Raw genomic sequence first — 26,355 nt, forward strand, 5'->3', positions numbered from 1 at the left:
CCCCCTGTGGGAGCGGGCTTGCTCGCGAATGCGGTGTGTCAGATACATTAATTTGTCTGATACACCGCATTCGCGAGCAAGCCCGCTCCCACATTTGGTTTTTTGGGGTGTCAGTCAGTTTTGCGCAGGTTTCTTGAAGACGTAAAACAAGTTCGGTTCGCTTACCAGATACAACGCCCCATCGTCATCCATCGCGATGCCCTCGGCCTGCGGCACGCTCTTCTGTAAACCCTGCCGTCCCTTGTTCAGTGACAGTGTGCTCAACGGCCGCCCGTCCACATCCAGCTCCAGAATCAGCCCCGACTCGTCGGACAGCGCCAGCAAATGGCCGCTGCGCTCGTCGTATTGCAGGCTCGACAGATCGCGCACGAACATCCCGGCATCGCGCTTGGGGTTGTTGATCACGTGCACCGCGTAGGACTTTTCCGGATTGAAGTGCGGAAATCCGTGCACTTCATAAATCAGCATCGGATCGCGCTCCTTGGCGACGAACAGGCGCTTGCCCACCGAGTCATACGCCAGGCCTTCGAAGCCCTTGTTGCCACTCATGTGCACGCCGAGGGTCATTTGTTCGGCGTCCGCCGCATCGAGGAAGGTCGTGCCTTGCTCCAGATGGACCTTGATCAGACGTTGCTCGCGCTCGTCAGTGATCACGTAGGTGTCGGCGCTGATGAACTCGACCGCTTCCGCATCGCCGAAACCAATCAACGCGATGCGCCGCAGAATTTTGCCTTTAAGCGACAACTCGACCAGTTCGGCATTCTTGTTGGTCACGGTGAACAGGCTCTTGCGCACCGGATCGTAGGTCAGCGCCGAAACATCGTCGTTCAGCCCTTCGATGACCCGAGCTTCGACCTCGACCCGGTATTGACCCAGACCAATGGCCTCGCTGCTCAACGGCTGCCACAAGGTATGCAGATTGAACCAGGCGCGCTCGAACAGGCGCAGGTATTGGCCGATCGCAATCAACGCGATCAGGGCAACAACCGACAGGATGATAAACAGGGGCTTGGGGCGGGCAAGTCGACGCATTCGGGCAGGCTCGGGATCAAAACAGGCGGATGAAATATCACGCCTGTCTGAACTGAAGCTTAATGGCCACTTGCCCTTGCCCACAACAGAACCGTGTAGGAGCTGCCGAAGGCTGCGATCTTTTGATCTTGAAAAACAAAATCAAAAGATCGCAGCCTGCGGCAGCTCCTACAGGGAGAGGTTCAGGCTGCTACTTCTGCTTTTCGAAGCGGTAGAACAAGTTCGGCTCACTGACCATGTACAGCGTACCCGCGTCGTCCATGGTCACGCCTTCGGCACGGGGAATGGTGTTCTTCAATCCGTTGAAGCCGCCGAGCAGGGTCATGAAGCTGACTTGCTCGCCCTTCTCGTCCAGCTCCAGCAACAGGTGCGAATCGGCGGACAGCACCAGGGTGTGGCCGGTACGCGGGTCGATGGCCAGTGCCGAGAGGTTGCGGATATCCAGTTCATCATTGGCCAGCTTCTGCTTGTCGCCCTTGAGGATCTGGCTGCCGTCGCTTTTCCAGGTGAACAGCGCCGGTGGCCGTTCTTCGCCCAGCAGCAACTGCTGGTTGCGCGGATCCCAGGTGATTGCCTCGAACGCCTTGTTCTGGTTTTTCGACGGACCGAGATCGTATTTCGGGAAGTCGGCGATATTCAGCTCGCGGGTGTTGGCATCGACCTTGACGATGGTCAGCAGGTGCTCGCGCTCGTCGACAATCGCCATCAGGCCGTTTTCCATCACGGTCACGCCTTCAGGATTGATCCAGCCAACCAGTGGCATCTTGCGCAGCACATCACCCTGCAAGCTCAGTTCGACCAGAAACGGATTCTTGCCCATCACCGAAAACAGGGTTTTGGTCTGCGGGTTGTAGGACAGGTCCGAGGCCTCGTCCTTTTCCATGCCCGGCAGCAGCTTGCCGTCGATCACCGCCCGATAATCCGGCAACCAGATGCTTGCCTTCTGCTCGGCCTGGCTCTCGAAACGTTCGCGCAGCCACAGCAGGCCACGGTCGTCCCAATGCATGATGTGCGCCAGGCCATAAGCGACGGCGAGCACCAGCAATAGCCAGACATACCAGCGCAGGGCAAAACGTGAGCGACGGGAAGTTTTGAGCTGAGTTTGAGCTGACATCAGGGACGCGTTCCGAAAATTCAGGCTATGGGTAATAGCACAAAGAGGCCGGCTCAGACGCCAGAATGAGAGGAATTATCCGGACAGGATGTGAAAAAAACGGCAAAAGGCGGGATTGTCGTGCGGCTTTGCGAGCCGCGACACAGAGCCAATGCAGGAGCGGGCACTTGCTCCCGCTGGGGCGCGAAGCGACCTTGCTTTTCACTTCAAAAAGCAGGGGCCTGCTGCGCAGTCCAGCGGGAGCAAGCTCCCTCGCCACAGTTGCTGTGTATCGAATGCGTTCGGTCAGCGCACGCTGCTGCTGAAACGGCTCGCTCCAACCAGTTCCAGGACGATGTCGTCGCCGACATTCAGCGGGCCGACGCCCACTGGCGTGCCGGTGAGGATTACGTCGCCGGCCTGCAGCGAGAAGCAGCCGGCCATGTGCTGGATCATCGGCACGATCGGGTTGAGCATCGCGCTGCTGTTGCCGTCCTGGCGTACTTCGCCGTTGATGGTCAGGCGGATGCCGATGTCGGTCAGATCAGCGAAGGTGCTGCCGACCACGAACGGGGCGATCACTGCCGCGCCGTCGAACGACTTGGCGATTTCCCATGGCAGGCCCTTGGACTTGAGCTCGGCCTGCTTGTCGCGCAGGGTCAGGTCCAGCGCCGGGGCGAACCCGGAGATCGCGTCGAGCACTTCTTCACGGCTCGGCTTGGTCGACAGCGGCTTGCCGATCAACACGGCGATTTCCGCTTCGTAGTGCACCGAACCGCGCTCGGTCGGAATGCTGAAGCCGCCTTCCAGCGGCACCACGCAACTGCCCGGCTTGATGAACAGCAACGGTTCGGTAGGAACCGGATTGTCCAGTTCCTTGGCGTGTTCGGCGTAATTACGGCCAATGCACACGACTTTCCCGATCGGGAAGTGAATGCGCGTGCCGTCGACATACTGGTGCTGATAGCTCATTTACCGACTCCTGCCTTCATTGATTCAGGGGATTGCCAATCAAACCGCGAAAATCTTGCCCGGGTTCATGATGCCGTTCGGATCGAACACCGCTTTGACCGCTTTCATGTACTCGATTTCGACCGGAGAGCGGCTGTACGTCAAGTAGTCGCGCTTGGTCATGCCCACGCCGTGTTCGGCGGAAATCGAGCCGTTGTACTTCTCGACGGTTTCGAATACCCACTTGTTGACGGTGGCGCACTTGGCGAAAAACTCGTCCTTGCTCAGGTTATCCGGCTTGAGAATGTTCAGGTGCAGGTTGCCGTCGCCGATATGGCCGAACCAGACAATTTCGAAGTCCGGGTAGTATTCGCCGACGATCGCGTCGATTTCCTGCAGGAATGCCGGCACTTTCGACACGGTGACCGAGATGTCGTTCTTGTACGGTGTCCAGTGCGAGATCGTCTCGGAGATGTACTCGCGCAGCTTCCACAGATTCTGCAGCTGGGTTTCGCTCTGGCTCATCACGCCGTCCAGCACCCAGCCTTGCTCGACGCAGTGTTCGAAGGTTTCCAGCGCCGTGTTGGCCACTGCTTCGCTGGTCGCTTCGAATTCCAGCAGCGCGTAGAACGGGCAGTCGGTTTCGAACGGCGCCGGTACGTCGCCACGCCCCAGCACTTTGGCCAATGCCTTGTCGGAGAAGAATTCGAACGCGGTCAGATCAAGCTTGCCCTGGAAGGCGTGGAGCACCGGCATGATCGAGTCGAAGTCGGCGGTGCCGAGCACCATGGCGGTCAGGTTTTTCGGTGCGCGATCCAGACGCATGGTCGCTTCGACCACAAAGCCGAGGGTGCCTTCGGCGCCGATGAACAACTGGCGCAGGTCGTAGCCGGTGGCGTTCTTGATCAGGTCCTTGTTCAGCTCCAGCACATCGCCCTTGCCGGTGACCACTTTCAGGCCGGCGACCCAGTTACGGGTCATGCCGTAGCGAATCACCTTGATCCCGCCGGCATTGGTGCCGATATTGCCGCCAATCTGGCTGGAACCGGCCGAAGCGAAGTCCACCGGGTAGTACAGGCCGTTTTCTTCGGCGACGTTCTGCAAATGTTCGGTGACCACACCCGGCTGACACACGGCGGTGCGGTCGGTGAGGTTCACGTCGAGGATCTGGTTCATGTAATCGAACGACACCACCACTTCGCCATTCGCGGCCACGGCGGCGGCGGACAGCCCGGTGCGCCCGCCCGACGGCACCAGCGCCACTTTATGGGTGTTGGCCCAGCGGACGATGGCCTGCACCTGCTCGATGGTCTTGGGGAATACGATGGCGCTCGGCGCGGGGGCGAAGTGCTTGGTCCAATCCTTGCCGTACGCGTTCAGGGAGTCGGCGTCGGTCAGGACCTTGCCAGGCTCGACCAGGGTCTTCAGTTCATCAATCAGGGCAGGATTGGTCATCGACAGAACTCTCGAACAATTCATGGTCATCCTGAAGACGCTTCACGTCGCAGGAATGAGTGTTTAGCGGGATGGCTATGCTAGCATACCGACCCCGCAGGCCAGTGCCCAAGGCCAGTTCTGCGGTGACGGCTTTCTTGTCGTCCAGGTCAATGTCTGTTGACCATTTCCTGCCATTTTTCTCCGGGATACAGGTTTACGCAGATGAGCAAGACTTCTCTCGATAAGAGCAAGATCAAGTTCCTTCTTCTCGAAGGCGTCCACCAATCGGCTGTCGACGTCCTCAAGGCGGCGGGCTACACCAGCATCGAATACCTGACAGGCTCCTTGCCGGAAGCCGAGCTCAAGGAAAAGATCGCTGACGCTCACTTCATCGGCATTCGTTCGCGCACCCAACTGACCGAAGAGATCTTCGATCACGCGAAGAAGCTGGTGGCAGTCGGCTGTTTCTGCATCGGCACCAACCAGGTTGACCTGAGTGCTGCCCGCGAGCGCGGCATCGCCGTGTTCAACGCGCCGTACTCCAACACCCGCTCCGTCGCGGAACTGGTGCTGGCCGAAGCGATCCTGCTGCTGCGCGGCATCCCGGAGAAAAACGCTTCCTGCCATCGTGGCGGCTGGATCAAATCCGCAGCCAACTCCTTCGAGATCCGTGGCAAGAAACTCGGCATCGTCGGCTACGGCTCGATCGGTACGCAGCTGTCGGTTCTGGCTGAAGGTCTGGGCATGCAGGTGTTCTTCTACGACACCGTGACCAAGCTGCCGCTGGGCAACGCTACTCAGGTCGGCAACCTGCACGAACTGCTGGGCATGTCCGACATCGTCACCCTGCACGTTCCGGAAACCGCTGCGACCCAGTGGATGATCGGCGAGAAGGAAATCCGCGCCATCAAGAAGGGCGGCATCCTGATCAACGCCGCGCGCGGCACCGTGGTCGAGCTGGACGCCCTGGCGGACGCGATCAAGGACAAGCACCTGATCGGCGCGGCCATCGACGTATTCCCGGTGGAGCCTCGCTCCAACGACGAAGAGTTCGAAAGCCCGCTGCGTGGCCTGGACAACGTGATCCTGACCCCGCACATCGGTGGTTCGACTGCCGAAGCGCAGGCCAACATCGGTCTGGAAGTGGCGGAAAAACTGGTCAAGTACAGCGACAACGGTACATCCGTTTCGTCGGTGAACTTCCCGGAAGTGGCCCTGCCGGCTCACCCTGGCAAGCACCGTCTGCTGCACATCCACGAGAACATCCCGGGTGTGATGAGCGAGATCAACAAGGTCTTCGCCGAAAACGGTATCAACATCTCCGGTCAGTTCCTGCAGACCAACGAGAAAGTCGGTTACGTGGTGATCGACGTCGACGCCGAGTACTCGGAGCTGGCGCAAGAGAAGCTGCAACACGTCAACGGTACTATCCGTAGCCGCGTGTTGTTCTGATCGAACGCCGAGCAATGAAAAAGGGAGCCTTCGAGGCTCCCTTTTTCATGCCGCTGAAAACGTTACTTCACCGTCACGGTGATCTTTTCCGAAACGATTGGCGGATCGAAGGCCATGTGGCCCTTGTCGCCCAGTTCCAGTTGCAAGGTGTGCTTGCCTGGGGTCAGCGTCAGTTCGGTTTCGGTCTGCGCCTTGCCGAAGTGGATGTGGTTGGCGTCTGCCGGAATCACCGCGCCCGCCGGGATGATGTCCTTGGCATCGACCAGCAGGTGATGGTGGCCGGTGTTCGCGGTCGGATCGCCTGCCGGCGCCAGTGCGATGCCTTTGACTTCAAACTTGACCTTGAATGTCTTGTCGACAACGGCGCCACTGCTTGGCTCGACGATACTCACTGAAGCGCCCGCCGGCGCCTCTGTGGCGGCGCTGGCCATCATCGAAGCACCCAACAGAAGGCCAGCCAGCGCTGCACGTGACATGAATGTTTTCATTCTCTTCTCCAGTTTTTTCGTAAAATCCGCGCGGTCATGACAACTTCATGACCATTCGTTGCCGAAGGCACTCGACAACCATAGCAAAGCGAGCCTGACTCAGAGCATCGCGATAATGATTTCAAAGGAGTGACCATGCGTTTTCTGCCTGGCCTGATCTGCCTGCTACCCCTTCTGAGCCCGCTGGCTCACGCCGAACTGATTGATGACGTCAACGACCGTGGCGAGTTGCGCATAGCCCTTGAGGCTAATACACCGCCCTTCAATTTCAAGGACGGCGACACACTCACGGGGTTCGAGGTCGAGCTTGGGCAACTGCTGGCCAACGAGCTGGATGTACGCGCCGACTTCATCGTCACCGACGACGCCGACCTGCTTCAGGGCGTTGAGAGCGGCAAGTACGACGTTGCGCTCAATCACATAGCACTGACACCTGAACTCAAGGATCGTTTCGACTTCAGCGAGTCTTACGGCAAGGTCGACTCGCAGCTATGGGCGAAGAAGGATGAGCAGCCACGGCCGATGGTACTGGTACAGACGTTGACCGAGGAAAAGCCGAAGGCGACCCCGGTGGAGCTGGCGATTCCGTTTCAGAAGGGCAACCCGGCGTTTCAGGCGAGCCTTGCGGGTGCGTTGCAGCGGATCAAGGCGGATGGGCGGTTGGCGGCGTTGTCCGAGAAGTGGTTCACCGAACCCAAATAAACACACAAACCCTGTGGGAGGGGGCTTGCTCCCGAAGGCGTCGTGTCAGGCAATACACAGGTTGGATGACCCGCCGCTTTCGCGAGCAAGCCCGCTCCCACATGGGTTTTGGGTGGCTTTCAGTCGAGTTGGGTCAGGGCGATTGCGGCCTCAGACAATTCGAGCTCACTGAACACCTGCACCCCGTGGCGTTTGAGCAGCGCCGCCGTAACGCCTTCTCCCGAGACCTTCACCCCACTGAACGTCCCGTCATAGGTCAGCAAATTCCCGCAGGAAGGACTGTTGGCCTTGAGCACCGCCACACGGATGCCGTGCTTTTGCACCAGCTCCAGCGCTTGCCGCGCACCATCGAGAAACTGCGCGCTGACGTCCTCGCCCTCGCTGGTGATCACCGCCGCTTGGCCATCGAGCACTTCCGCGCCCTGCCCACCCGGGATCTCCGCCGCTGCCCGCGGGGTTGGCAAACCGCCAGCTACTTCCGGACACAGCGGTACCACGCGGCCCTCGGCGATCCACTGTTCGAGCAAATCGAACGGCCCGCTGGCCCCGCCGTCGTAACGCACGCGGTGGCCCAACAGGCAGCGGCTGACCAGAATCTTCTGCATATCAGAACGGCTCGTTGCCACGGCGACGGAACCAGCCGGTCAGCGACAGGCGTTCGCGGTGCGCCGGCAGCACTTCATGCGGCACCTCGCCGGAGAGGAACACCACCAGACAGCCGCCGGTGGGTTGCACGTCGTGGACGCGCTCATCGTCCAGGTACATGCGCAGCTGACCACCGTCTTCCGGCAACCACGCGTCATTGAGGTAGACCACCGCCGAAACCATGCGCCGGTCATCGTCGCGAAAACGGTCGACGTGCTTGCGGTAAAACGCGCCCGGCGGATACAGGGCGAAATGGCATTCGAAATCCTCAAGCCCGAGGAACAGCCCACGATTGAGCGCCTCGCGCAGACTGTCCATCAGGCTCAGATAACGGTCGCTGGCCTCGGCCTGGCCCGGGTCGATCCACTGGATGTGGTCGCCGCGAATGCCCTCGCGAATCTCCGAAAACGGCCCACGGCCTACCCCCGCCGGCGCCAGTTCACCCTCGGCCTCACGTTTGCGGCACTCGGCCGCCAGCTCACGGGTCAAACCCGCGGGCAGGAAAATGTTCTGCTGCGACCAGCCATGTTCGGCCAGGTCGTCGACGATACGTAACAGCAGCGGGTGTTCAGAGGATATTTGCATGGCGCGCATAGTATGCCGGCGGCAAGAAATCCGACAGAGCCACGCAGCGGCTTGCTACGAATTCTCGACAAGTCCCGGCACCGCACGGAGAATAGTCCGCTGCTGACAGGAGTCCCTATGCGCCGTTTGCTTTTTTCACTGTTGATGTTCTGCGTTTTGCCCGCCTGGGCGGACGGCCACGATCAGTTGTACAAGATCGCCGGCTGGCCAGATCAACGTGCGCATTTCAATGATGCCCTGAGTGCCGCGCAGCAGCGCTACCAGAACAACCTGCCGCCAGCGGTGTTTCAAGCCCTGGTCAACAACAGCAACCAGCGCTTCGCCCCCCAGGCCATGGATCAGCGTGCCGAAGCGCAACTGCGCCAGCACCTTGCCGATCCACAACCGGCGCTGACGTTCTTTCAATCGCCGCTGGGCAAGAAAATCGTCGCTGCTGAATTGCTCGCCACCCGTCGCGATCAGCTGGCGAAAAACGCCAAGGGCCTGCCGAAGATGCAGGCCAGCGATAGCCGCCTGCTGATCATCGGCCATTTGGCCCAAGCGCTGCCGGCACGCGAGGCCGGCGCCGAAGTCAGCCTGGCGATCGCCGGGGTGGCGGCGGACAGTTTGAGTTCGATGATTCCCGGCCTGCTTGGCGGCGGTCAGGCACAGGGCATGCTGAACGGTCAGCGCCAGCGCCTGATGGAGCAGATCGGCGCCGACTTGAACAACACGCTGCTCTACGTTTATCGCGATCTGTCGGATGACGAACTGGAGCAGTTCGCGACCTTTGCCGAATCCAGCGAGGGCAAGGCGTATTACCAGGCGGCGCTGGCGGCGATCCGGGCGGGTTTGGCGGTGGGGCAAAGCTCCTCGAACCTCAGCCAGTGATCTTCATCGCCTGACCGGCCGCCTTCGCGAGCAAGCCCGCTCCCACAGGTGATCGCGGTCTCCTGTGGGAGCGGGCTTGCTCGCGAAGAGGCCCTTACAAACACTACAAATTTCTGCCCCTGATCCGCTTGTTCAGAAACTCGAAATACTCCTCGCGCATTTCCAGCGTCTCATTCGCCAGATGATGCCGCGCCTCCGGCAGCAACAGAATCTGCGGCCGGTCGAACTTCCACTTCAGCACCTGCAAGTTGTGCTGCCAGTCCACGGTCATGTCCGCCTGCCCCTGAATGATCAGCGGCCGTCGCGGACTTTTTTTCGCGTGTTCCACACGGATGATCCAGCGCGACAGCGCACCGACCCACGCCGTCGGCAAACGTTTTGGCTGTAACGGATCGGTCTGCAGGAACGGCAGGAAATCCGGGTCGTTGGAGTTCTCGCTGAAGCGCCGGGTGACGCCCCGCACGAAAGGCCTCAGCAAGTAATAACTGAGCTGCGACCAGCCCCAGGCGCGCGGACGTACCAGCGGCGCCAGCAGAATCAACTGGCCCTGCGCCGGACTGTTCTCGCCATGGTTGAGCACATGATCGACGACGATCGCGCCGCCAGTGCTTTGTCCGCACAGGTGCCAGGGCTGCGGCAGGGCAATCGAACTGGCTTCGGCGAACAACGCCTGCAACGTGTCCTGATATTCGGAGAAGTCGCGGATGCTCGCCCGCGGCCCACTCGACAAACCATGGCCCGGCAAGTCGCAGGCGATGACGGCAAAATCCTGATCCAGCGCCCACTCGATCACATGCCGATACAGCCCGGTGTGATCGTAAAAACCGTGCAGCAGAAACAGCGTGCCCTTGACCTTCTCCGGCCACCAGCAATGGCTGACCAGCTCATAACCGTCCACCTCGAACCGGCCCATGCCGCGCCAGACATCGCGCTCGGAAAAGTCGGTTTTATAGAACTGCTGATACGCCTTGGCCTCGTCCGACAACGGCTGCCACTGGGCCAAAGGCTTGAGGCTGGCGCGTAAATGATCGGCATCGAAAGTGTCAGGCATGCGGGTATTCCAAAGCGGTAAACAGACTTTATCGGCCTGCGATATTCATCTGTTGCGGCAAGCATGGCAAGCTAGCCCACCTCTTCGGGAACGAAAACCATGCGCTCGCCCTACCGCACCGCACTGTTTGCCAGCCTGCTCGCGCTTGTGTGTGCCGGGGTGCTGTGGGCGGCGTATGACTGGTTTCAGGGGCGTTATCTGCGCGCGTTCAGTCAGCACACGGCGGTGTTTTCCGGTGATCCGTTGCGCCTGCCGGATGAACTGGCCGGCCCCGGCAAAATTCGTCTGGTGCATTTCTGGGACCCGGCTTGCCCATGTAACGTCGGCAATCAACAGCACCTGACAGAAATGGTCGAACAGTTCGGCCCGCGCGGCGTGGAATTCTTCGCCGTGCAGCGCGCCGGCTCCCACGGTCAGTTGCCCACCACCCTGAGCAACCTGAAAACCATCACGGTGCTGCCCGGCTCCGAGCAGATCCCGGCCAGCCCCGCCGTGGCGATCTGGGATCGCAGCGGCAAACTGGCGTACTTCGGCCCGTACAGCGAAGGGCTGACCTGCAACTCCAGCAACAGCTTCATCGAACCGATCCTCAACGCGCTGATGGATGATCGCCCGGTCAGCGCTACGCATACTCTGGCGGTCGGTTGTTATTGCCCGTGGCCGGTGGTGGTGCAGTAAGGCATTCCGGACTTTTCAAGGACAGCGATGCACGGCACGGAAGGTCTGTGCTAATTGTTTGCAGCCCGACGGGCGGCAATCCCGCATGCACAAGGAGTCACCATGAAACGCGTCTTCACCGTTCTTGCCTTGCTCATCGTTATCCTGCTCATCGCCATCGGCGGTTACGTCTACAGCAAGCAACCGACGCGTCAGGGTCAGGTGGAGCTGCGCAATCTGCAGGGCTCGGTGACCGTGCGCTATGACGATCGCGGGGTGCCGCACATTCGTGCCGAGAACGAAACCGATCTGTATCGCGCCCTCGGCTACGTGCATGCCCAGGACCGACTGTTCCAGATGGAAGCCATGCGCCGCCTGGCCCGCGGCGAGCTGGCCGAAGTGCTGGGGCCGAAGCTGCTCGACACCGACAAACTGTTCCGCAGCCTGCGCATCCGCGAACGCGCCGCCAGTTATGTCGCCAGTCTCGATAAGCAGTCAGCGGCGTGGAAGGCCCTGCAAGCCTATCTGGACGGCATCAATCAATATCAGGACAGCCACGCCGCACCGGTCGAGTTCGACGTGCTGGGCATCCCCAAGCGGCCGTTCACCGCCGAAGACAGCATCAGCGTCGCCGGTTACATGGCCTACAGTTTTGCGGCGGCGTTTCGCACCGAGCCGTTGCTGACCTACGTGCGCGATCAACTCGGCGCCGATTACCTCAACGTCTTCGACCTCGACTGGCAGCCCAAAGGCGTGCTCGCCAAAGGTCGCGCCAACAAGACCCCGGCCCTCGCCGCCGGCGACTGGAAAGATCTCAACGCCCTCGCCCGTCTCAGCGAGCAGGCGCTGATTGAAAACGGCCTGCCGCAATTCGAAGGCAGCAACGCCTGGGTGATTGCCGGCAGCCGCAGCCAGAGCGGCAAACCGCTACTGGCCGGTGATCCGCATATTCGCTTCTCGGTGCCGTCGGTGTGGTACGAGGCGCAACTGTCGGCGCCGGGGTTTGAGTTGTACGGCCATCATCAGGCGCTGGTGCCGTTTGCGTTCCTGGGGCACAACCTGGATTTCGGCTGGAGCCTGACCATGTTCCAGAACGACGATCTGGATCTGATTGCCGAGAAGGTCAACCCGGACAACCCGAATCAGGTCTGGTACCACGGCCAGTGGACCGATCTGGTCAGCACCCAGCAGCAGATCGCGGTGAAGGGCCAGGCGCCGGTGACGCTGACCTTGCGCCAGTCGCCCCATGGCCCGATCGTCAACGACGCCCTCGGCACTGCCGCCGGTAAAACGCCGATCGCCATGTGGTGGGCGTTCCTCGAAACGCCTAACCCGATCCTCGAAGGTTTCTACCAGCTCAACCGCGCCGACACCCTGGCCAAGGCCCGTGCGGCGGCAGCCAAGGTGCAGGCGCCGGGGCTGAACATCGTCTACGCCAACGCCAAGGGTGACATTGCCTGGTGGGCCTCGGCGCTGCTGCCCAAACGTCCGGCGGGCGTGCGCCCGGAGTTCATTCTCGACGGCAGCGGCAATCAGGCGGACAAGGACGGCTACTACCCGTTCAGCGCCAACCCGCAGGAAGAAAACCCGGCACGCGGTTACATCGTCTCGGCCAACTTCCAGCCGCTGTCGCCCACCGGCATGGCGATCCCCGGTTACTACAACCTCGCCGATCGCGGGCAGCAGCTCAACCGTCAGCTCAGCGACAAGAGCGTGAAGTGGAGCAACGAGGCCAACCAGAAACTGCAACTGGGCACCACCACCGGTTACGGCCCGCGCACCCTGGCGCCGTTGCTGCCGGTGCTGCGGGAAGTGGTGAGTGATCCGGCCCAGCTGAAACTGGTCGAGCAACTGGCGCAGTGGCAAGGCGACTATCCACTGGATTCGGTGAGCGCCACAGTGTTCAACCAGTTCCTCTACGACCTCGCCGATGCGGCGATGCGCGATGAGCTGGGCAACGACTTTTTCGAGACGCTGCTGTCGACCCGGGTGATCGACGCCGCCCTGCCGCGCCTGGCGGCGAATGCGGACTCTCCGTGGTGGGACAACCGCAACACACCGAACAAGGAGACCCGTGCCGACATCGTCAAAGCGGCGTGGCAGGCGAGCATGGCGCACCTGAAACAGACCCTCGGCGACAACCCGTCCGACTGGCAATGGGGCACGGCGCACACCCTGACCCACGGTCATCCGTTGGGTCAGCAGAAGCCGCTGGATCACATCTTCAACGTCGGGCCGTTCGCCGCGCCGGGTAGCCACGAAGTGCCGAACAACCTCTCGGCCAAGCTCGGCCCGGCGCCATGGCCGGTGACCTACGGGCCTTCGACGCGGCGGCTGGTCGACTTCGCCGACCCGGCGCACAGCCTGACCATCAACCCGGTCGGCCAGAGCGGCGTGCCGTTCGACAGCCACTATGACGATCAGGCCGAGGCGTATGTCGACGGGATGTATGTGCAGGCGCACTTCAGCGAGGAAGAGGTGACGGCCAATACCCGGAGTACCTTGAAGCTGTTGCCGGCGCGGGCTGCGCGATAGTTTTGTACTTTCTGCGCTGAACCCTTCGCGAGCAAGCTCGCTCCCACAGGGGAGTGCATTTCAACTGTGGGAGCGAGCTTGCTCGCGAAGGGGCCCTCAAGAACAACACTGGAACTCAGAGCAGCACTGCAAAATTCAGCCGAAACTGCTGCGGCGTCACACCCAGTCGACGGTTGAACACACTGCGCATGTGCTGCGCATCGCGAAACCCGCACTGATAGGCCACGGTCTTCAGCGGTGCCGTGGTGCTTTCCAGCAGCAACCGCGCCGCGTCCACTCGCGCACTTTCGACGAACTCTGCCGGGGTGACCCGAGCCTCACGGGCGAACACCCGGGAGAAGTTGCGCGCACTCATGTTCGCCGCGTTCGCCAGATCGGCAATCGTCAAATCGCCGGTGAGGTTGGCCAACACATACAACTGCACCATCGCCACCGCTGACGTCGGCTCCGCATGCGGCGTGAGGAACGGGCTGAACTGCGATTGCCCGCCCGAGCGCTGAGTGAACACCACCAGCCGCTTGGCCACGCTCAGCGCCACTTCAGCGCCGCAATCGCGGGCCAGCAGGTACAGCGAAAGATCAATCCCGGCGGTGACCCCGGCCGAGGTGTAGAGCGCACCGTCCTCGACGTACAGACGATCGGCCTCGACTCGGGTCGATGGGCACAACTGCGCCAGGGCCTCGGCGTCGTTCCAGTGGGTCGTGACCGTGCGCCCTTCCAGCAGCCCCGCCCGCGCCAGCATGAACGCGCCGTTGCAGATCGAGCCGAAACGCCGTGCACGCGTGCAGGCCTCACGCAGCCAGGTGTCGAAAGGCTTGCCGAAATCCATGAACGGTAACTGCGGCCCGCCGGCCACCAGCAGCAGGTCATAAGCATCGTGCGCTTCGCTGAAGTGTCGGTGAGCGCTGAGGTTCAGGCCATTGGAGCAAGCCATCGGCCCACGTTCGAGGCCAATCACCTCCAGCTGGTAGTGATCCTCGGGCGGCAGAAACCGGTTGGCCTCGGCGAACACATCCATCGGCCCGCTGACATCCAGCGCCTGCACGCCGGGGAATACCACGATGGCGATGGTTTTGTTCATAAGCCTCCAATGTCCTCAATGCCCTGGCAAACACAAATCCCTGTGGGAGCGGGCTTGCTCGCGAAAGGGCCCTTACATTCAACTTATCTGTTGAATGACACACCGCTTTCGCGAGCAAGCCCGCTCCCACCTGGGCCGTGCCTGCCTTGTTGATTGAGCCAACCCTAGCCAATCCTCGTTCAACAAGCGAGATTGGCACGATTTGCAGGTCGATTGGCAAGGATCGCAGCCATGCGTTGATTGTCCGTTTAGTTTCTCGGGGAACAGACTTTGCCCATCAGCGCCACGACGGCGTTTTCGATGAGGATACCTTCATGAGCACGACCATTGCCGGCATCAAGATCCCCGACAGCGCCCTCGCCCGGGCCACCACCGAGTACATTCGCGACATTGAATCCGACCTGCTTTACCACCACTCGCGCCGGGTATTTTTGTTCGGTGCGTTGAGCGGGGAGCGCCAGCAATTGGCCTATAACCCGGAGCTGCTGTACGTCGGCGCGATGTTCCACGACCTCGGTCTGGTCGAAGGCTATCGCAGTGACGACGAGCGCTTCGAAGTGGATGGCGCCAACGCGGCCGCGGCATTTCTCAAGCCGTACGGGCTGAGCGATGACGACATCGAGCAGGTCTGGCTGTCGATTGCCCTGCACACCACACCGGGCGTGCCCAAGCATCTGCGACCGACCGTGGCGCTGGTGACGGCGGGTGTCGAGATGGATGTGCTGGGCATGGATTACGCGGCGTTCAGCAGCACCCAGCGCGAGGCGGTGGTACATGCGCATCCACGCGGGGAAGGTTTCAAGGAGTGCATCATCTGTGCGTTTGCCGACGGCTTGCGCCATCGTCCGCAGACCACGTTTGGTAACGTGAAGACCGATGTGCTGAAGGATCAGGAGCCGGGGTTCAAGCCGATGAACTTTGTTGAAGTCATCCGCCAATCTCCCTGGACTGTATAAAACCAACTGTAGGAGTGAGCCCTGTGATGAGGGGATTTATCCCCGATGGACTGCGTAGCAGTCCCTACTTTCAGGATCAAAAGAGGGGCCGCTTCGCAACCCATCGGGGATAAATCCCCTCGCCACAAAAGCCCGCTCCCACATTTGGATTTGGGTTGGCCCTGAGAATGTGGCCAACCCGATATGGCTTAAGCCGCTTCCGGCGCAGGCGCGCGGCGTACGTCCGGTTGCTTCCACGAATCGGCGGCGCCTTCTTCGATGGCTTGCTGGATGGCTTTCTTGCGCGCTTCTTCGGCACGGCGGCTGAAGAACCACACCAGGAACGTCACCAGCGACACCGCCAGCAGAATCAGACTGGCCACGGCGTTGATCTCAGGCTTCACGCCCAGACGCACCGCCGAGAACACTTCCATCGGCAGGGTGGTCGAACCCGGGCCAGAAACAAAGCTCGCCAGCACCAGGTCGTCCAGCGACAGGGCGAACGACATCATGCCGCCCGCTGCCAGCGACGGCGCGATCATCGGGATGGTGATCAGGAAGAACACCTTCCACGGCCGCGCCCCCAGATCCATCGCCGCTTCTTCGATCGACAGGTCCAGCTCACGCAGACGCGCCGACACCACCACCGCCACATACGCCGCACAGAAGGTCGTGTGGGCGATCCAGATGGTGACGATGCCGCGTTCCTGCGGCCAGCCGATCATCTGCGCCATGGCCACGAACAGCAGCAACAGCGACAGACCGGTGATCACTTCCGGCATCACCAGCGGCGCGGTGACCAGGCCACCGAACAGCGTGCGGCCCTTGAAGTGGGTGATGCGAGTCAGCACGAAAGCTGCCAGCGTACCCAGCGCCACTGCCGCCACGGCGGTGTAGCAGGCGATTTCCAGCGAGCGCACCACCGAGCCCATCAGTTGCGTGTTGTCGAGCAGGCCGACGTACCACTTCACCGACCAGCCACCCCACACCGTCACCAGTTTCGAGGCGTTGAACGAGTAGATCACCAGGATCAGCATCGGCGCGTAGATGAACAACAGACCCAGTACCAGCATCAGGCTGGAGAAACGGAAGTTCTTCATTCTTTGCCCTCCATTTCCTTGGCCTGACTGCGGTTGAACAGGATGATCGGCACAATCAGGATCGCCAGCATCACCACCGCCAGGGCGGACGCCACCGGCCAGTCACGGTTGTTGAAGAACTCTTGCCAGAGCACTTTACCGATCATCAGGGTTTCCGGGCCGCCGAGCAGTTCCGGAATCACGAACTCACCGACCACCGGGATGAACACCAGCATGCAGCCGGCAATGATCCCGTTCTTGGACAGCGGGATGGTGATTTTCCAGAAGCTGTTGAAGGTGCTCGAACCGAGATCGGAAGCGGCTTCCAGCAGGCTGTGATCGTGCTTCACCAGGTTGGCGTACAGCGGCAGGATCATGAACGGCAGGTACGAATAAACCACGCCGATGTAAACCGCCAGGTTGGTGTTGAGGATCTGCAGCGGCTCATCGATCCAGCCCATGCTCATCAGGAAACCGTTGAGCAGGCCGTTGTTGCTGAGGATGCCCATCCACGCGTAAACGCGGATCAGGATCGCGGTCCAGGTTGGCATCATGATCAGCAGCACCAGCACCGTCTGCAGCTCTTTACGGGCGCTGGCGATGGCGTAGGCCATCGGGTAACCGATCAGCAGGCACAGCAGCGTGCTGAAGAACGCCATCTTCAGCGAGCCGAGGTAGGCGGCGATGTACAACTCGTCGTCGCCGAGCATCGCGTAGTTGCCAAGGTTCAGCAGCAGTTGCAGCTTCTGCTCGGCGAAGGTGTAGATCTCGGTGTACGGCGGGATGGCCACGTCGGCTTCAGCGAAGCTGATCTTCAGGACGATGAAGAACGGCAGCATGAAGAACAGGAACAGCCAGATGAACGGAACCCCGATGACCAGTTGCCGACCATTGGGAATTATTCGGTTGAGCCGTCGTTTGAACTTGCGCATGTTCATGAGCGGAGTACCACGCCGCTGTCGTCTTCCCACCACACGTAAACCTGATCGCCCCAGGTCGGACGCGCGCCGCGACGTTCGGCGTTGGCAACGAACGACTGCACCAGTTTGCCGCTCGGCAATTCGACGTAGAACACCGAGTGACCGCCGAGGTAGGCGATGTCATGCACCTTGCCGCTCGACCAGTTGTATTCGCAGGTCGGCATTTCAGCGGTGACCAGCAGCTTCTCCGGACGAATCGCGTAGGTCACGGACTTGTCTTGCACCGAGGTGCTGATGCCGTGGCCGACATAGATCTGCCGGTCGAGGTCCTTGCAGGTGATGGTCGCGTGGCCTTCGGCGTCGTCGATCACTTCGCCTTCGAAGATGTTCACGTTGCCGATGAATTCGCAGACCAGACGGCTGGTCGGGGTTTCGTAGATGTCGATCGGGCTGCCGATCTGGGCGATCCAGCCCAGGTGCATGATCGCGATGCGCTCGGCCATGGTCATGGCCTCTTCCTGGTCGTGGGTCACCATCACGCAGGTCACGCCCACACGCTCGATGATTTCCACCAGCTCCAGCTGCATCTGCGAACGCAGTTTCTTGTCCAGTGCGCCCATCGGCTCGTCGAGCAGCAGCAGCTTCGGCCGCTTGGCCAGGGAGCGTGCCAGGGCCACACGCTGACGCTGACCGCCGGACAGTTGATGCGGCTTGCGCTTGGCGTACTGGCTCATCTGCACCAGTTTGAGCATTTCGGCCACACGGGCGTCGATCTCGGCGTTGGGGATCTTGTCCTGCTTGAGGCCGAAGGCGATGTTCTGCGCCACGGTCATGTGCGGGAACAAGGCGTACGACTGGAACATCATGTTGATCGGTCGCTCGTACGGCGGCATGTCGGTGATGTCGACGCCGTCGAGGAAAATGCGCCCCTCCGTGGGCCGTTCGAACCCTGCCAGCATCCGCAGCAGAGTGGATTTGCCCGATCCCGAACCGCCGAGCAGGGCGAAGATCTCACCCTTCTTGATTTCCAGGGACACATCGTCCACGGCAATCGTCTCGTCGAACTTCTTCGTGACCCGGTCGATTTTGACCAACACCTGCTTAGGTGTCTGGTCGCCCTCGAGGGCTTTCTTATAGGCGCCGGAGGCAACTGCCATTTACGAAACTCCCAGAAAAAAACAGTGCAGTTCGCCCAACGCGGACGAACCCAGGATAGTTTGTGCCTTACTTGCCCGACTTGACCTTGGTCCAGCTACGGGTCATCAAACGCTGAATATTGGGTGGCAACTCGACCGACACGTAAGTCTTGTCGAGGACTGCTTGCGGTGGATAAACCGCTTCATCGGTGCGAATGGACTGTTCCATCAGCTTGTCCGACCCTGGGTTGGGGTTGGCGTAACCGACGTAATCACTGACCTGAGCGATCACCTCAGGTTTCAGCAAATAGTTGATGAAGGCGTGGGCCTCTTTGACGTTGGACGAGTCCTTTGGAATCGCCAGCATGTCGAACCACAGCGCGCCGCCTTCTTTCGGAATCGAGTAGGCGATGTTCACGCCCTTCTTGGCTTCTTCGGCACGGTGTTTGGCCTGGAAGATATCGCCGGAGAAGCCGATGGCCACACAGATGTCGCCGTTGGCCAGATCACCGATGTATTTCGACGAGTGGAAGTAGGTCACGTAGGGACGCACCGCCAGCAGTTTGTCGGTGGCCTTGGCGTAGTCCTTCGGATTGGTGCTGTTGGCGTTCAGGCCCATGTAGTTGAGCACGGTCGGCATCATTTCATCCGCCGAGTCGAGGAACGCTACACCACAGCTGTGCAGCTTCTTGATGTTCTCCGGTTCGAACAGCACGCTCCAGGAGTCGATCTTGTCGATGCCGAGCACCGCTTTGACTTTCTCGACGTTGTAGCCGATGCCGTTGGTGCCCCACAGGTACGGCACCGCGTACTGGTTGCCCGGGTCGTTCTGTTCCAGGCGCTTGAGCAGCACCGGATCGAGGTTCGAGTAGTTCGGCAGCTGTGTCTTGTCGAGCTTCTGGAACGCACCCGCCTTGATCTGCTTGCCGAGGAAGTGGTTCGACGGCACGACCACGTCGTAACCGGTACGCCCGGCCAGCAGCTTGCCTTCCAGGGTCTCGTTGGAATCGAACACGTCGTACACCGGTTTGATCCCGGTGGCCTTCTCGAAGTCGGCCAGGGTGGTCTCGCCGATGTAATCCGACCAGTTATAAATATGCACCGTACCGGCGGCCTGGGCTCCGACTGCGATCGTCAGGCCGGCAGTGGCCAGCAGGGCTTTGCGCAAAGAAGAAAAAATAGGCAAGTGGAGGTCCTCTAAATTAGTTGGGCCCAAGTTGCCCCGCGTTACATGACAGCCATGGCTGCCCGGCAACAAAACCGGCGCGCAACTTACCCTCGAAAAACCGTTCCAGCAAAACTTTCTGTCATTTAATTGATCCGCTGGTCGCCGTCACGGCGACGACGGCCAGCGGTTGTTGCCTCAAACCGGTTTATTTACCGGATTTGATCTTGGTCCAGCTGCGGGTCAGTTCACGCTGGGTAGCGGCCGGCAAGTCGGCGATCGCATACAGCTTGGCCTGCACATCGGCCGGTGGGTAGATGCCTGGATCGGAGGTGATGTCCTTGTTCACGTACTGAGTCGCTTCGGCGTTACCGTTAGGGAAGCGCACAGCGTTAGTGATCTCGGCCATCACTTTCGGTTGCAGCAGGTAGTTCATGAACTTGTACGCACCGTCGATGTTTTCCGCATCTTTCGGAATCGCGACCATGTCATAGAAGCTGCCGGCGCCTTCCTTCGGAATGGCGTAGCTGACTTTGACCTTGTCACCGGCCTCGGCGGCACGGGACTTGGCCTGCTGCACGTCACCCGAGTAGCCGACCGCTACGCAGATGTTGCCGTTGGCCAGGTCCGAGATGTACTTGGAGGAGTGGAAGTAGGTGATCGAAGGACGAATCTTGAGGAACAGGTCCTCGGCTTTCTTGATGTCCTCTTTCTTCTGGCTGTCGGTTGGCAGGCCCAGGTAGTGCAGCGCGACCGGAAGCATTTCGGTCGGCGAATCGAGGAAGCTCACACCGCAGCCCTTGAGCTTGGCGATGTTCTCTGGCTTGAGCAGCGTGTCCCAGGAGTCGATGGTGTCGACGCCCAGCGCAGCCTTGACCTTCTCCGGGTTGTAACCGATGCCGATCGAGCCCCACATGTACGGGAAGGCGTGCTTGTTATCCGGGTCGCTGACCGAAACGGCCTTGAGCAGCGACTTGTTCAGGTTGCCGTAGTTGGACAGCTTGGACTTGTCCAGCTCCTGATAGACGCCGGCCTTGATCTGCTTGGCGAGGAAGTTGTTCGACGGCACAACCACGTCGTAACCGGACTTGCCCGCCAGCAGTTTGGCTTCCAGGGTTTCGTTGCTGTCGAATACGTCGTAGACGACCTTGATCCCGGACTCTTTCTCGAAGTTGGCGATGGTGTCAGGAGCGATGTAGTCGGACCAGTTGTAGACGTGCAACACCTTGTCGTCCGCGTGGACCGCACCCGCCATCATGCCCGCAACGGACAAAGCGAGAAGAGTCTTGCCAGCAAGCTTTTTACCTAATGCCTTCATGCGTCATGCTCCAAATTTTTCTTTTTTGAACCACTTTGTTCAGCGGCCGAACCCCGACAACTGGAACTGCGGCTAGTCTGGCAAGATCGGAGGCGGTCTTTCAAGAAAAGGCCAACCTTTCTGACACCTTCGAGCGAGAGCGCCGCAGCTCCCCCGCTCGAAGCCTAGCACTTAGGCCTGCAACGCACTGAGGGTCAGGTCCAGGCACTTGCGCGCCTTGGTCACCAGCTCATCGATCTCCGCCTTGCTGATCACCAGCGGCGGCGCAATGATCATGGTGTCGCCCACGGCGCGCATGATCAGGCCGTTATCGAAGCAGAACTGCCGGCAGATCATGCCCACGCCCTTGCCTTCGTAACGTTTGCGAGTGGCCTTGTCCTGCACCAGCTCGATCGCCCCCAGCAGCCCCACCCCGCGTACTTCACCCACCAAAGGGTGATCGTTGAGTTCGCGCAGACGTTTCTGCAAATACGGTGCCGTTTCGTTGTGCGCGTTCTCGATAATTTTCTCGTCGCGCAGAATCCGGATGTTTTCCAGCCCCACCGCCGCCGCCACCGGGTGCCCGGAGTAGGTGAAACCGTGGTTGAAATCGCCGCCTTCGTTGAGCACCTTCACCACTTCGTCACGCACGATCAGGCCACCCATCGGGATGTAGCCGGACGTCAGGCCTTTGGCGATGGTCATCATGTCGGGTTTCAGGTCATAGAAATCCGAACCGAACCACTGACCGGTACGGCCGAAACCGCAGATCACCTCGTCGGCGACGAAGAGGATGTCGTACTTGGCGAGGATTTCCTTGATGCGCGGCCAGTAGGTGTCTGGCGGAATGATCACGCCACCGGCGCCCTGGATCGGCTCGGCAATAAAGGCACCGACGTTGTCCACGCCGACTTCGAGAATTTTCTCTTCCAGTTGATTGGCCGCCCAGATGCCGAATTCTTCCGGCGACATGTCGCCGCCCTCGGCGAACCAGTACGGCTGCGCAATGTGGACGATGCCCGGGATCGGCAAATCGCCCTGCTCGTGCATATACGTCATGCCACCGAGGCTCGCACCCGCCACGGTCGAACCGTGGTAACCGTTCTTGCGGCTGATGATGACTTTCTTGTTCGGCTGGCCCTTGATCGCCCAGTAGTGGCGAACCATGCGCAGCATGGTGTCGTTGCCTTCGGAGCCGGAACCAGTGAAGAACACGTGATTCATGCCTTCCGGCGCCACGTCGGCGATGGCCTTGGCCAGTTCCAGTGCCGGCGGGTGCGCGGTCTGGAAGAACAGGTTGTAGTAAGGCAGTTCGCGCATTTGTTTAGCGGCCGCGTCGGCCAGTTCATCGCGGCCATAACCGATCGCCACGCACCACAGACCCGCCATGCCATCGAGGATCTTGTTGCCCTCGCTGTCCCACAGGTACACGCCCTTGGCGTTGGTGATGATCCGTGGACCCTTCTCTTTCAGCTGTTTGAAGTCGCTGAACGGGGCCAGGTGGTGATCGCTGCTCAGGGCTTGCCACTCACGGGTTTGCGGGTTGTTGCTGGTCATGCCAATTCTCCTTGTTATCGGTGAAGGCGCGGCGGCTGGCCACCGCGCCCGGCGTATCAGACGGCGAAGAGCAGGTATTCACGCTCCCAGGAACTGATCACGCGCTTGAAGTTTTCATGCTCGGCCCGCTTGACCGCGACGTAGCCGGTGATGAAGGTCTTGCCCAGGTATTTCTCGATGGTCGCGCTGTTTTCCATACGCTCCAGCGCGTCCTCGATGGTCAGCGGCAGGCGCAGGTTGCGGCGTTCATAGCCACGGCCGACGACTGGCGCGCTCGGGTTCAGCCCCTCGACCATGCCGATGTAACCGCAGAGCAGGCTCGCGGCAATCGCCAGGTACGGGTTGGCGTCGGCGCCCGGCAGGCGGTTTTCCACGCGACGGTTCTGTGGGCCGGCATCCGGTACGCGCAGGCCCACGGTGCGGTTCTCTTCGCCCCATTCGACGTTCACCGGCGCCGAGGTGTCCGGCAGGAAGCGGCGGAACGAGTTGACGTTCGGCGCGAACAGCGGCAGTAATTCAGGGATCAGTTTCTGCAAGCCACCGATGTGGTGCAGGAACAGCTGGCTCATGGTCCCGTCTTCATTGGAGAACACGTTCTTGCCGGTCTCGATGTCGATGATGCTCTGGTGCAAGTGCATCGCACTGCCCGGCTCACCGGTCATCGGCTTGGCCATGAAGGTCGCGGCCACGTCGTGCTTGAGCGCGGCTTCGCGCATGGTGCGCTTGAACACCAGGATCTGGTCGGCCAGGGACAGCGCGTCGCCGTGACGGAAGTTGATTTCCATCTGCGCCGTGCCGTCTTCGTGGATCAGCGTGTCGAGGTCCAGCTCCTGCAGTTCGCACCAGTCGTAGACGTCTTCGAACAGCGGGTCGAATTCGTTCGCCGCTTCGATGGAGAACGACTGACGGCCGATTTCCGGACGCCCGGAGCGGCCGATTGGCGGCTGCAACGGATAGTCGGGGTCATCACTGCGTTTGGTCAGGTAGAACTCCATCTCCGGCGCCACGATCGGCTGCCAGCCCTTGTCGGAATAGAGCTTCAGGACTTTCTTGAGGACGTTGCGCGGCGACAGCTCGATCGGGTTGCCTTGCTTGTCGTAGGTGTCGTGGATCACTTGGGCGGTGGGTTCGATGGCCCAAGGCACCAGGTACACGGCGTTCTGGTCGGGGCGGCAGATCATGTCGATGTCGGCCGGGTCGAGCAGTTCGTAATAGATGTCGTCTTCGACATAGTCGCCGGTTACGGTCTGCAACAGAACGCTTTCCGGCAGGCGCATGCCCTTCTCGGCGATGAACTTGTTGGTCGGCGAGATCTTGCCCCGGGTGATACCGGTCAAGTCGCCGATCATGCATTCGACTTCTGTGATCTTGTGGTCTTTCAACCAATCGGTGAGCTGGTCGAGGTTGTTACTCATAAATGCCTCTGGGCTGAGTCTCCTGACATCGTGTCAGGCAAAGTTTGACGCCGTGGCGTCGCGTTAAAGGGGGCTTGCTTGCGCGCAGTGCCGGCTTACGCCTGGCACCGCGCATAGACAATGAAAGAGGAGCTTACCTGCCCTTTACGCTGGCGTTGCATTTCCTGTGCACATTCAAGGCGTGCAGAATCGTGAGCACGGCTCGGGGAGCGGCACAGGCTTTGGGACTCAAAGAGATCTATATTGAAAGGAAACGCCATAAACAGGATGCTGTCCCGTGCGTCCAGAATATCGGACGTTGCCGTTTGGCCTGATGCCGACGAGAACCTCGTCGACCCGCCGCGAGCCATGCTGGCTGCGATACGGACGGATTTGTCGCCACTGATGTGATGAGCATACAGACCGGACTGTTGCGAGCAGTCGGTGATGCCGATTAACGGCAGGCGAGACATGAAGCACCCCGGTATTATTGCTGTTATGGGTTTGGTCGGAGCTTAGCCTTGTTCATTTTTTTACACAACTCCCCCGTAAAAAATACAACACGGCCTGCTCAAGCCTGCGGGTGCCACGTGTTTCAAGGACAAAAAACCGCCCCAAAGTGCCCCATAAATGCCCTTGCAGCGCTTTTTTAGGGCAAAAAAGGCCTCGCTTGACTTCGGCAGGCCGTTCGGGTTGACTGAAACCAGAAAAGATCAATGATTGATATTTTTAACAACAAAGGTGTTGCATCATGTCGGTACCCCCGCGTGCCGTTCAGCTTAACGAAGCGAACGCGTTCCTTAAGGAACATCCTGAGGTTCTGTACGTTGACCTTCTGATTGCGGATATGAATGGTGTGGTGCGCGGCAAGCGCATCGAACGCACCAGCCTCCACAAGGTTTACGAGAAAGGCATCAACCTGCCGGCCTCTCTATTTGCTCTGGATATCAATGGTTCTACGGTGGAAAGCACCGGCCTGGGTCTGGACATCGGCGACGCCGACCGGATCTGCTATCCAATCCCCGATACCCTGTGCAACGAGCCATGGCAGAAGCGCCCTACCGCGCAACTGTTGATGACCATGCACGAACTCGAGGGTGACCCGTTCTTCGCCGATCCGCGTGAAGTGCTCCGTCAAGTTGTTGCAAAGTTTGACGAGCTGGGCTTGACCATCTGCGCCGCGTTCGAACTGGAGTTCTACCTGATCGACCAGGAAAACGTGAACGGGCGTCCACAGCCGCCACGCTCGCCGATCTCCGGCAAACGCCCGCACTCGACTCAGGTCTACCTGATCGACGACCTCGACGAATACGTCGACTGCCTCCAGGACATTCTGGAAGGCGCCAAAGAGCAAGGCATCCCGGCCGACGCGATCGTCAAGGAAAGTGCCCCGGCGCAGTTCGAAGTGAACCTGCACCACGTCGCCGACCCGATCAAGGCGTGCGACTACGCGGTCCTGCTCAAGCGTCTGATCAAGAACATCGCCTACGACCATGAAATGGACACTACCTTCATGGCCAAGCCGTATCCGGGCCAGGCGGGTAATGGTCTGCACGTCCATATCTCGGTGCTCGACAAAGATGGCAAGAACATCTTTGCAAGCGAGGATCCCGAGCAGAACGCCGCGCTGCGTCACGCGATCGGCGGTGTGCTCGAGACCCTGCCGGCGCAGATGGCTTTCCTCTGCCCGAACGTCAACTCGTACCGTCGCTTCGGCGCGCAGTTCTATGTGCCGAACTCGCCGTGCTGGGGCCTGGACAACCGCACCGTGGCGATCCGCGTACCGACCGGCTCTGCCGATGCCGTGCGTATCGAACACCGCGTGGCCGGCGCCGACGCCAACCCGTACCTGCTGATGGCTTCGGTCCTGGCCGGTGTGCATCACGGTCTGGTGAACAAGATCGAGCCAGGCGCTCCGGTCGAAGGCAACAGCTACGAGCAGAACGAACAAAGCCTGCCGAACAACTTGCGCGATGCCCTGCGCGAGCTGGACGACAGCGAGGTGATGGCCAAGTACATCGATCCGAAGTACATCGATATCTTCGTCGCCTGCAAGGAAAGCGAGCTGGAGGAGTTCGAACACTCCATCTCCGACCTTGAGTACAACTGGTATCTGCATACCGTTTAAGCGGATTGCGACCAGATAAAACGCCGTCGGCTGTCTTGGCCCACGGCGTTTTTTTTATGGCCGAATTCTGATCTGAATGGCCGCCTGCGGCGGTTCGGGAGCAAGCCCCCTCCCACAGGGGATCTACAGCGCATGGAGATCTTTTGTACGCAGAAGATCAACTGT

The 26,355-nt window shown here is 60.3% G+C and carries 24 protein-coding genes; 7 read left to right on the plus strand and 17 right to left on the minus strand.

Features of this window, described 5'->3' with window-relative positions:
• Window positions 1-114: 114 nt before the first annotated feature.
• The 4 genes from V9L13_RS19120 to V9L13_RS19135 all read right to left on the minus strand — a co-directional run bounded on the left by V9L13_RS19120 (window position 115) and on the right by V9L13_RS19135 (window position 4,531).
• Entirely contained in the window at window positions 115-1,032 is a 918-nt protein-coding gene (locus tag V9L13_RS19120; protein WP_338800260.1) for an SdiA-regulated domain-containing protein, read from the minus strand.
• Between the two features lie 190 nt (window positions 1,033-1,222).
• On the minus strand, window positions 1,223-2,146 hold the full coding sequence (locus V9L13_RS19125; protein WP_226500879.1) for an SdiA-regulated domain-containing protein: 924 nt from the start codon (window positions 2,144-2,146) through the stop codon (window positions 1,223-1,225).
• A 285-nt stretch (window positions 2,147-2,431) separates the two neighbouring features.
• On the minus strand, window positions 2,432-3,097 hold the full coding sequence (locus V9L13_RS19130; protein WP_003229216.1) for a fumarylacetoacetate hydrolase family protein: 666 nt from the start codon (window positions 3,095-3,097) through the stop codon (window positions 2,432-2,434).
• A gap of 39 nt (window positions 3,098-3,136) precedes the next feature.
• The gene (locus V9L13_RS19135; RefSeq protein WP_027610529.1) at window positions 3,137-4,531 is read right to left on the minus strand and encodes an FAD-binding oxidoreductase; all 1,395 of its coding nucleotides are present in this window, start codon (window positions 4,529-4,531) and stop codon (window positions 3,137-3,139) included.
• Window positions 4,532-4,735: 204 nt separating this feature from the next.
• On the opposite strand from V9L13_RS19135, the gene serA reads away from it, so the two are divergent.
• Window positions 4,736-5,965: a phosphoglycerate dehydrogenase gene (gene serA / locus V9L13_RS19140; protein ID WP_003229219.1), complete on the plus strand. Its 1,230-nt coding sequence runs from the start codon at window positions 4,736-4,738 to the stop codon at window positions 5,963-5,965.
• 62 nt (window positions 5,966-6,027) lie between these two features.
• Here the strand turns inward: serA and V9L13_RS19145 are convergent, their stop codons facing one another.
• Window positions 6,028-6,453: a DUF4399 domain-containing protein gene (locus tag V9L13_RS19145; protein WP_338800261.1), complete on the minus strand. Its 426-nt coding sequence runs from the start codon at window positions 6,451-6,453 to the stop codon at window positions 6,028-6,030.
• A gap of 135 nt (window positions 6,454-6,588) precedes the next feature.
• Here V9L13_RS19145 and V9L13_RS19150 point away from each other — a divergent pair, with 135 nt between their 5' ends.
• Window positions 6,589-7,155, plus strand: a complete 567-nt coding sequence (locus V9L13_RS19150) for a transporter substrate-binding domain-containing protein (RefSeq protein WP_338800262.1) — start codon at window positions 6,589-6,591, stop codon at window positions 7,153-7,155.
• Window positions 7,156-7,274: 119 nt separating this feature from the next.
• Here the strand turns inward: V9L13_RS19150 and V9L13_RS19155 are convergent, their stop codons facing one another.
• Together V9L13_RS19155 and V9L13_RS19160 are read right to left on the minus strand one after the other, a co-directional pair.
• Window positions 7,275-7,760: a DUF523 domain-containing protein gene (locus V9L13_RS19155; protein WP_338800263.1), complete on the minus strand. Its 486-nt coding sequence runs from the start codon at window positions 7,758-7,760 to the stop codon at window positions 7,275-7,277.
• Window position 7,761: 1 nt separating this feature from the next.
• Window positions 7,762-8,394: a 2OG-Fe(II) oxygenase gene (locus tag V9L13_RS19160; RefSeq protein ID WP_226500874.1), complete on the minus strand. Its 633-nt coding sequence runs from the start codon at window positions 8,392-8,394 to the stop codon at window positions 7,762-7,764.
• Window positions 8,395-8,502: 108 nt separating this feature from the next.
• Here V9L13_RS19160 and V9L13_RS19165 point away from each other — a divergent pair, with 108 nt between their 5' ends.
• Entirely contained in the window at window positions 8,503-9,255 is a 753-nt protein-coding gene (locus tag V9L13_RS19165; RefSeq protein ID WP_150370131.1) for a DUF2059 domain-containing protein, read from the plus strand.
• A 103-nt stretch (window positions 9,256-9,358) separates the two neighbouring features.
• On the opposite strand, the gene V9L13_RS19170 is transcribed toward V9L13_RS19165, so the two are convergent.
• Window positions 9,359-10,306 (minus strand): alpha/beta hydrolase, encoded by a 948-nt coding sequence (locus V9L13_RS19170; protein WP_338800264.1) that lies wholly within the window; start codon window positions 10,304-10,306, stop codon window positions 9,359-9,361.
• 99 nt (window positions 10,307-10,405) lie between these two features.
• On the opposite strand from V9L13_RS19170, the gene V9L13_RS19175 reads away from it, so the two are divergent.
• Both V9L13_RS19175 and V9L13_RS19180 read left to right on the plus strand, forming a co-directional pair.
• Window positions 10,406-10,984 (plus strand): DUF6436 domain-containing protein, encoded by a 579-nt coding sequence (locus V9L13_RS19175; protein ID WP_338800265.1) that lies wholly within the window; start codon window positions 10,406-10,408, stop codon window positions 10,982-10,984.
• A gap of 102 nt (window positions 10,985-11,086) precedes the next feature.
• Window positions 11,087-13,498, plus strand: coding sequence for a penicillin acylase family protein (locus tag V9L13_RS19180; RefSeq protein WP_338800266.1), 2,412 nt, complete (start codon window positions 11,087-11,089; stop codon window positions 13,496-13,498).
• Between the two features lie 115 nt (window positions 13,499-13,613).
• On the opposite strand, the gene V9L13_RS19185 is transcribed toward V9L13_RS19180, so the two are convergent.
• Window positions 13,614-14,579 carry a GlxA family transcriptional regulator gene (locus V9L13_RS19185; RefSeq protein ID WP_338800267.1) on the minus strand — a complete coding sequence of 322 codons (966 nt, stop codon included), beginning with the start codon at window positions 14,577-14,579 and terminating at the stop codon, window positions 13,614-13,616.
• A gap of 314 nt (window positions 14,580-14,893) precedes the next feature.
• Here V9L13_RS19185 and V9L13_RS19190 point away from each other — a divergent pair, with 314 nt between their 5' ends.
• Window positions 14,894-15,535 (plus strand): HD domain-containing protein, encoded by a 642-nt coding sequence (locus V9L13_RS19190; protein WP_338800268.1) that lies wholly within the window; start codon window positions 14,894-14,896, stop codon window positions 15,533-15,535.
• Window positions 15,536-15,723: 188 nt separating this feature from the next.
• On the opposite strand, the gene V9L13_RS19195 is transcribed toward V9L13_RS19190, so the two are convergent.
• From V9L13_RS19195 to V9L13_RS19230, 8 genes are all read right to left on the minus strand, one after another.
• A complete protein-coding gene (locus V9L13_RS19195) occupies window positions 15,724-16,614 on the minus strand; it encodes an ABC transporter permease subunit (RefSeq protein WP_003229242.1) in 891 nt (296 codons plus the stop codon).
• Entirely contained in the window at window positions 16,611-17,492 is an 882-nt protein-coding gene (locus V9L13_RS19200; protein WP_177434709.1) for an ABC transporter permease subunit, read from the minus strand. Before V9L13_RS19200 ends, V9L13_RS19195 begins: the two co-directional genes overlap by 4 nt.
• 35 nt (window positions 17,493-17,527) lie before the next feature.
• Window positions 17,528-18,670 carry a polyamine ABC transporter ATP-binding protein gene (potA, locus tag V9L13_RS19205; RefSeq protein ID WP_108590088.1) on the minus strand — a complete coding sequence of 381 codons (1,143 nt, stop codon included), beginning with the start codon at window positions 18,668-18,670 and terminating at the stop codon, window positions 17,528-17,530.
• Window positions 18,671-18,737: 67 nt separating this feature from the next.
• A complete protein-coding gene (locus V9L13_RS19210; RefSeq protein WP_103520968.1) occupies window positions 18,738-19,835 on the minus strand; it encodes a polyamine ABC transporter substrate-binding protein in 1,098 nt (365 codons plus the stop codon).
• 187 nt (window positions 19,836-20,022) lie between these two features.
• Window positions 20,023-21,132, minus strand: a complete 1,110-nt coding sequence (locus V9L13_RS19215; RefSeq protein WP_226500868.1) for a polyamine ABC transporter substrate-binding protein — start codon at window positions 21,130-21,132, stop codon at window positions 20,023-20,025.
• A 171-nt stretch (window positions 21,133-21,303) separates the two neighbouring features.
• On the minus strand, window positions 21,304-22,668 hold the full coding sequence (locus tag V9L13_RS19220; RefSeq protein WP_103485652.1) for an aspartate aminotransferase family protein: 1,365 nt from the start codon (window positions 22,666-22,668) through the stop codon (window positions 21,304-21,306).
• A 56-nt stretch (window positions 22,669-22,724) separates the two neighbouring features.
• A complete protein-coding gene (locus V9L13_RS19225; RefSeq protein ID WP_003229252.1) occupies window positions 22,725-24,083 on the minus strand; it encodes a glutamine synthetase family protein in 1,359 nt (452 codons plus the stop codon).
• A gap of 95 nt (window positions 24,084-24,178) precedes the next feature.
• Window positions 24,179-24,535: a glutamine amidotransferase gene (locus tag V9L13_RS19230; RefSeq protein WP_338800269.1), complete on the minus strand. Its 357-nt coding sequence runs from the start codon at window positions 24,533-24,535 to the stop codon at window positions 24,179-24,181.
• 278 nt (window positions 24,536-24,813) lie between these two features.
• On the opposite strand from V9L13_RS19230, the gene V9L13_RS19235 reads away from it, so the two are divergent.
• On the plus strand, window positions 24,814-26,190 hold the full coding sequence (locus tag V9L13_RS19235; protein ID WP_003229254.1) for a glutamine synthetase family protein: 1,377 nt from the start codon (window positions 24,814-24,816) through the stop codon (window positions 26,188-26,190).
• Window positions 26,191-26,355: the final 165 nt, after the last annotated feature.

It is taken from the genome of Pseudomonas sp. RSB 5.4 (assembly GCF_037126175.1).
Lineage (GTDB): Bacteria > Pseudomonadota > Gammaproteobacteria > Pseudomonadales > Pseudomonadaceae > Aquipseudomonas > Aquipseudomonas fluorescens_H.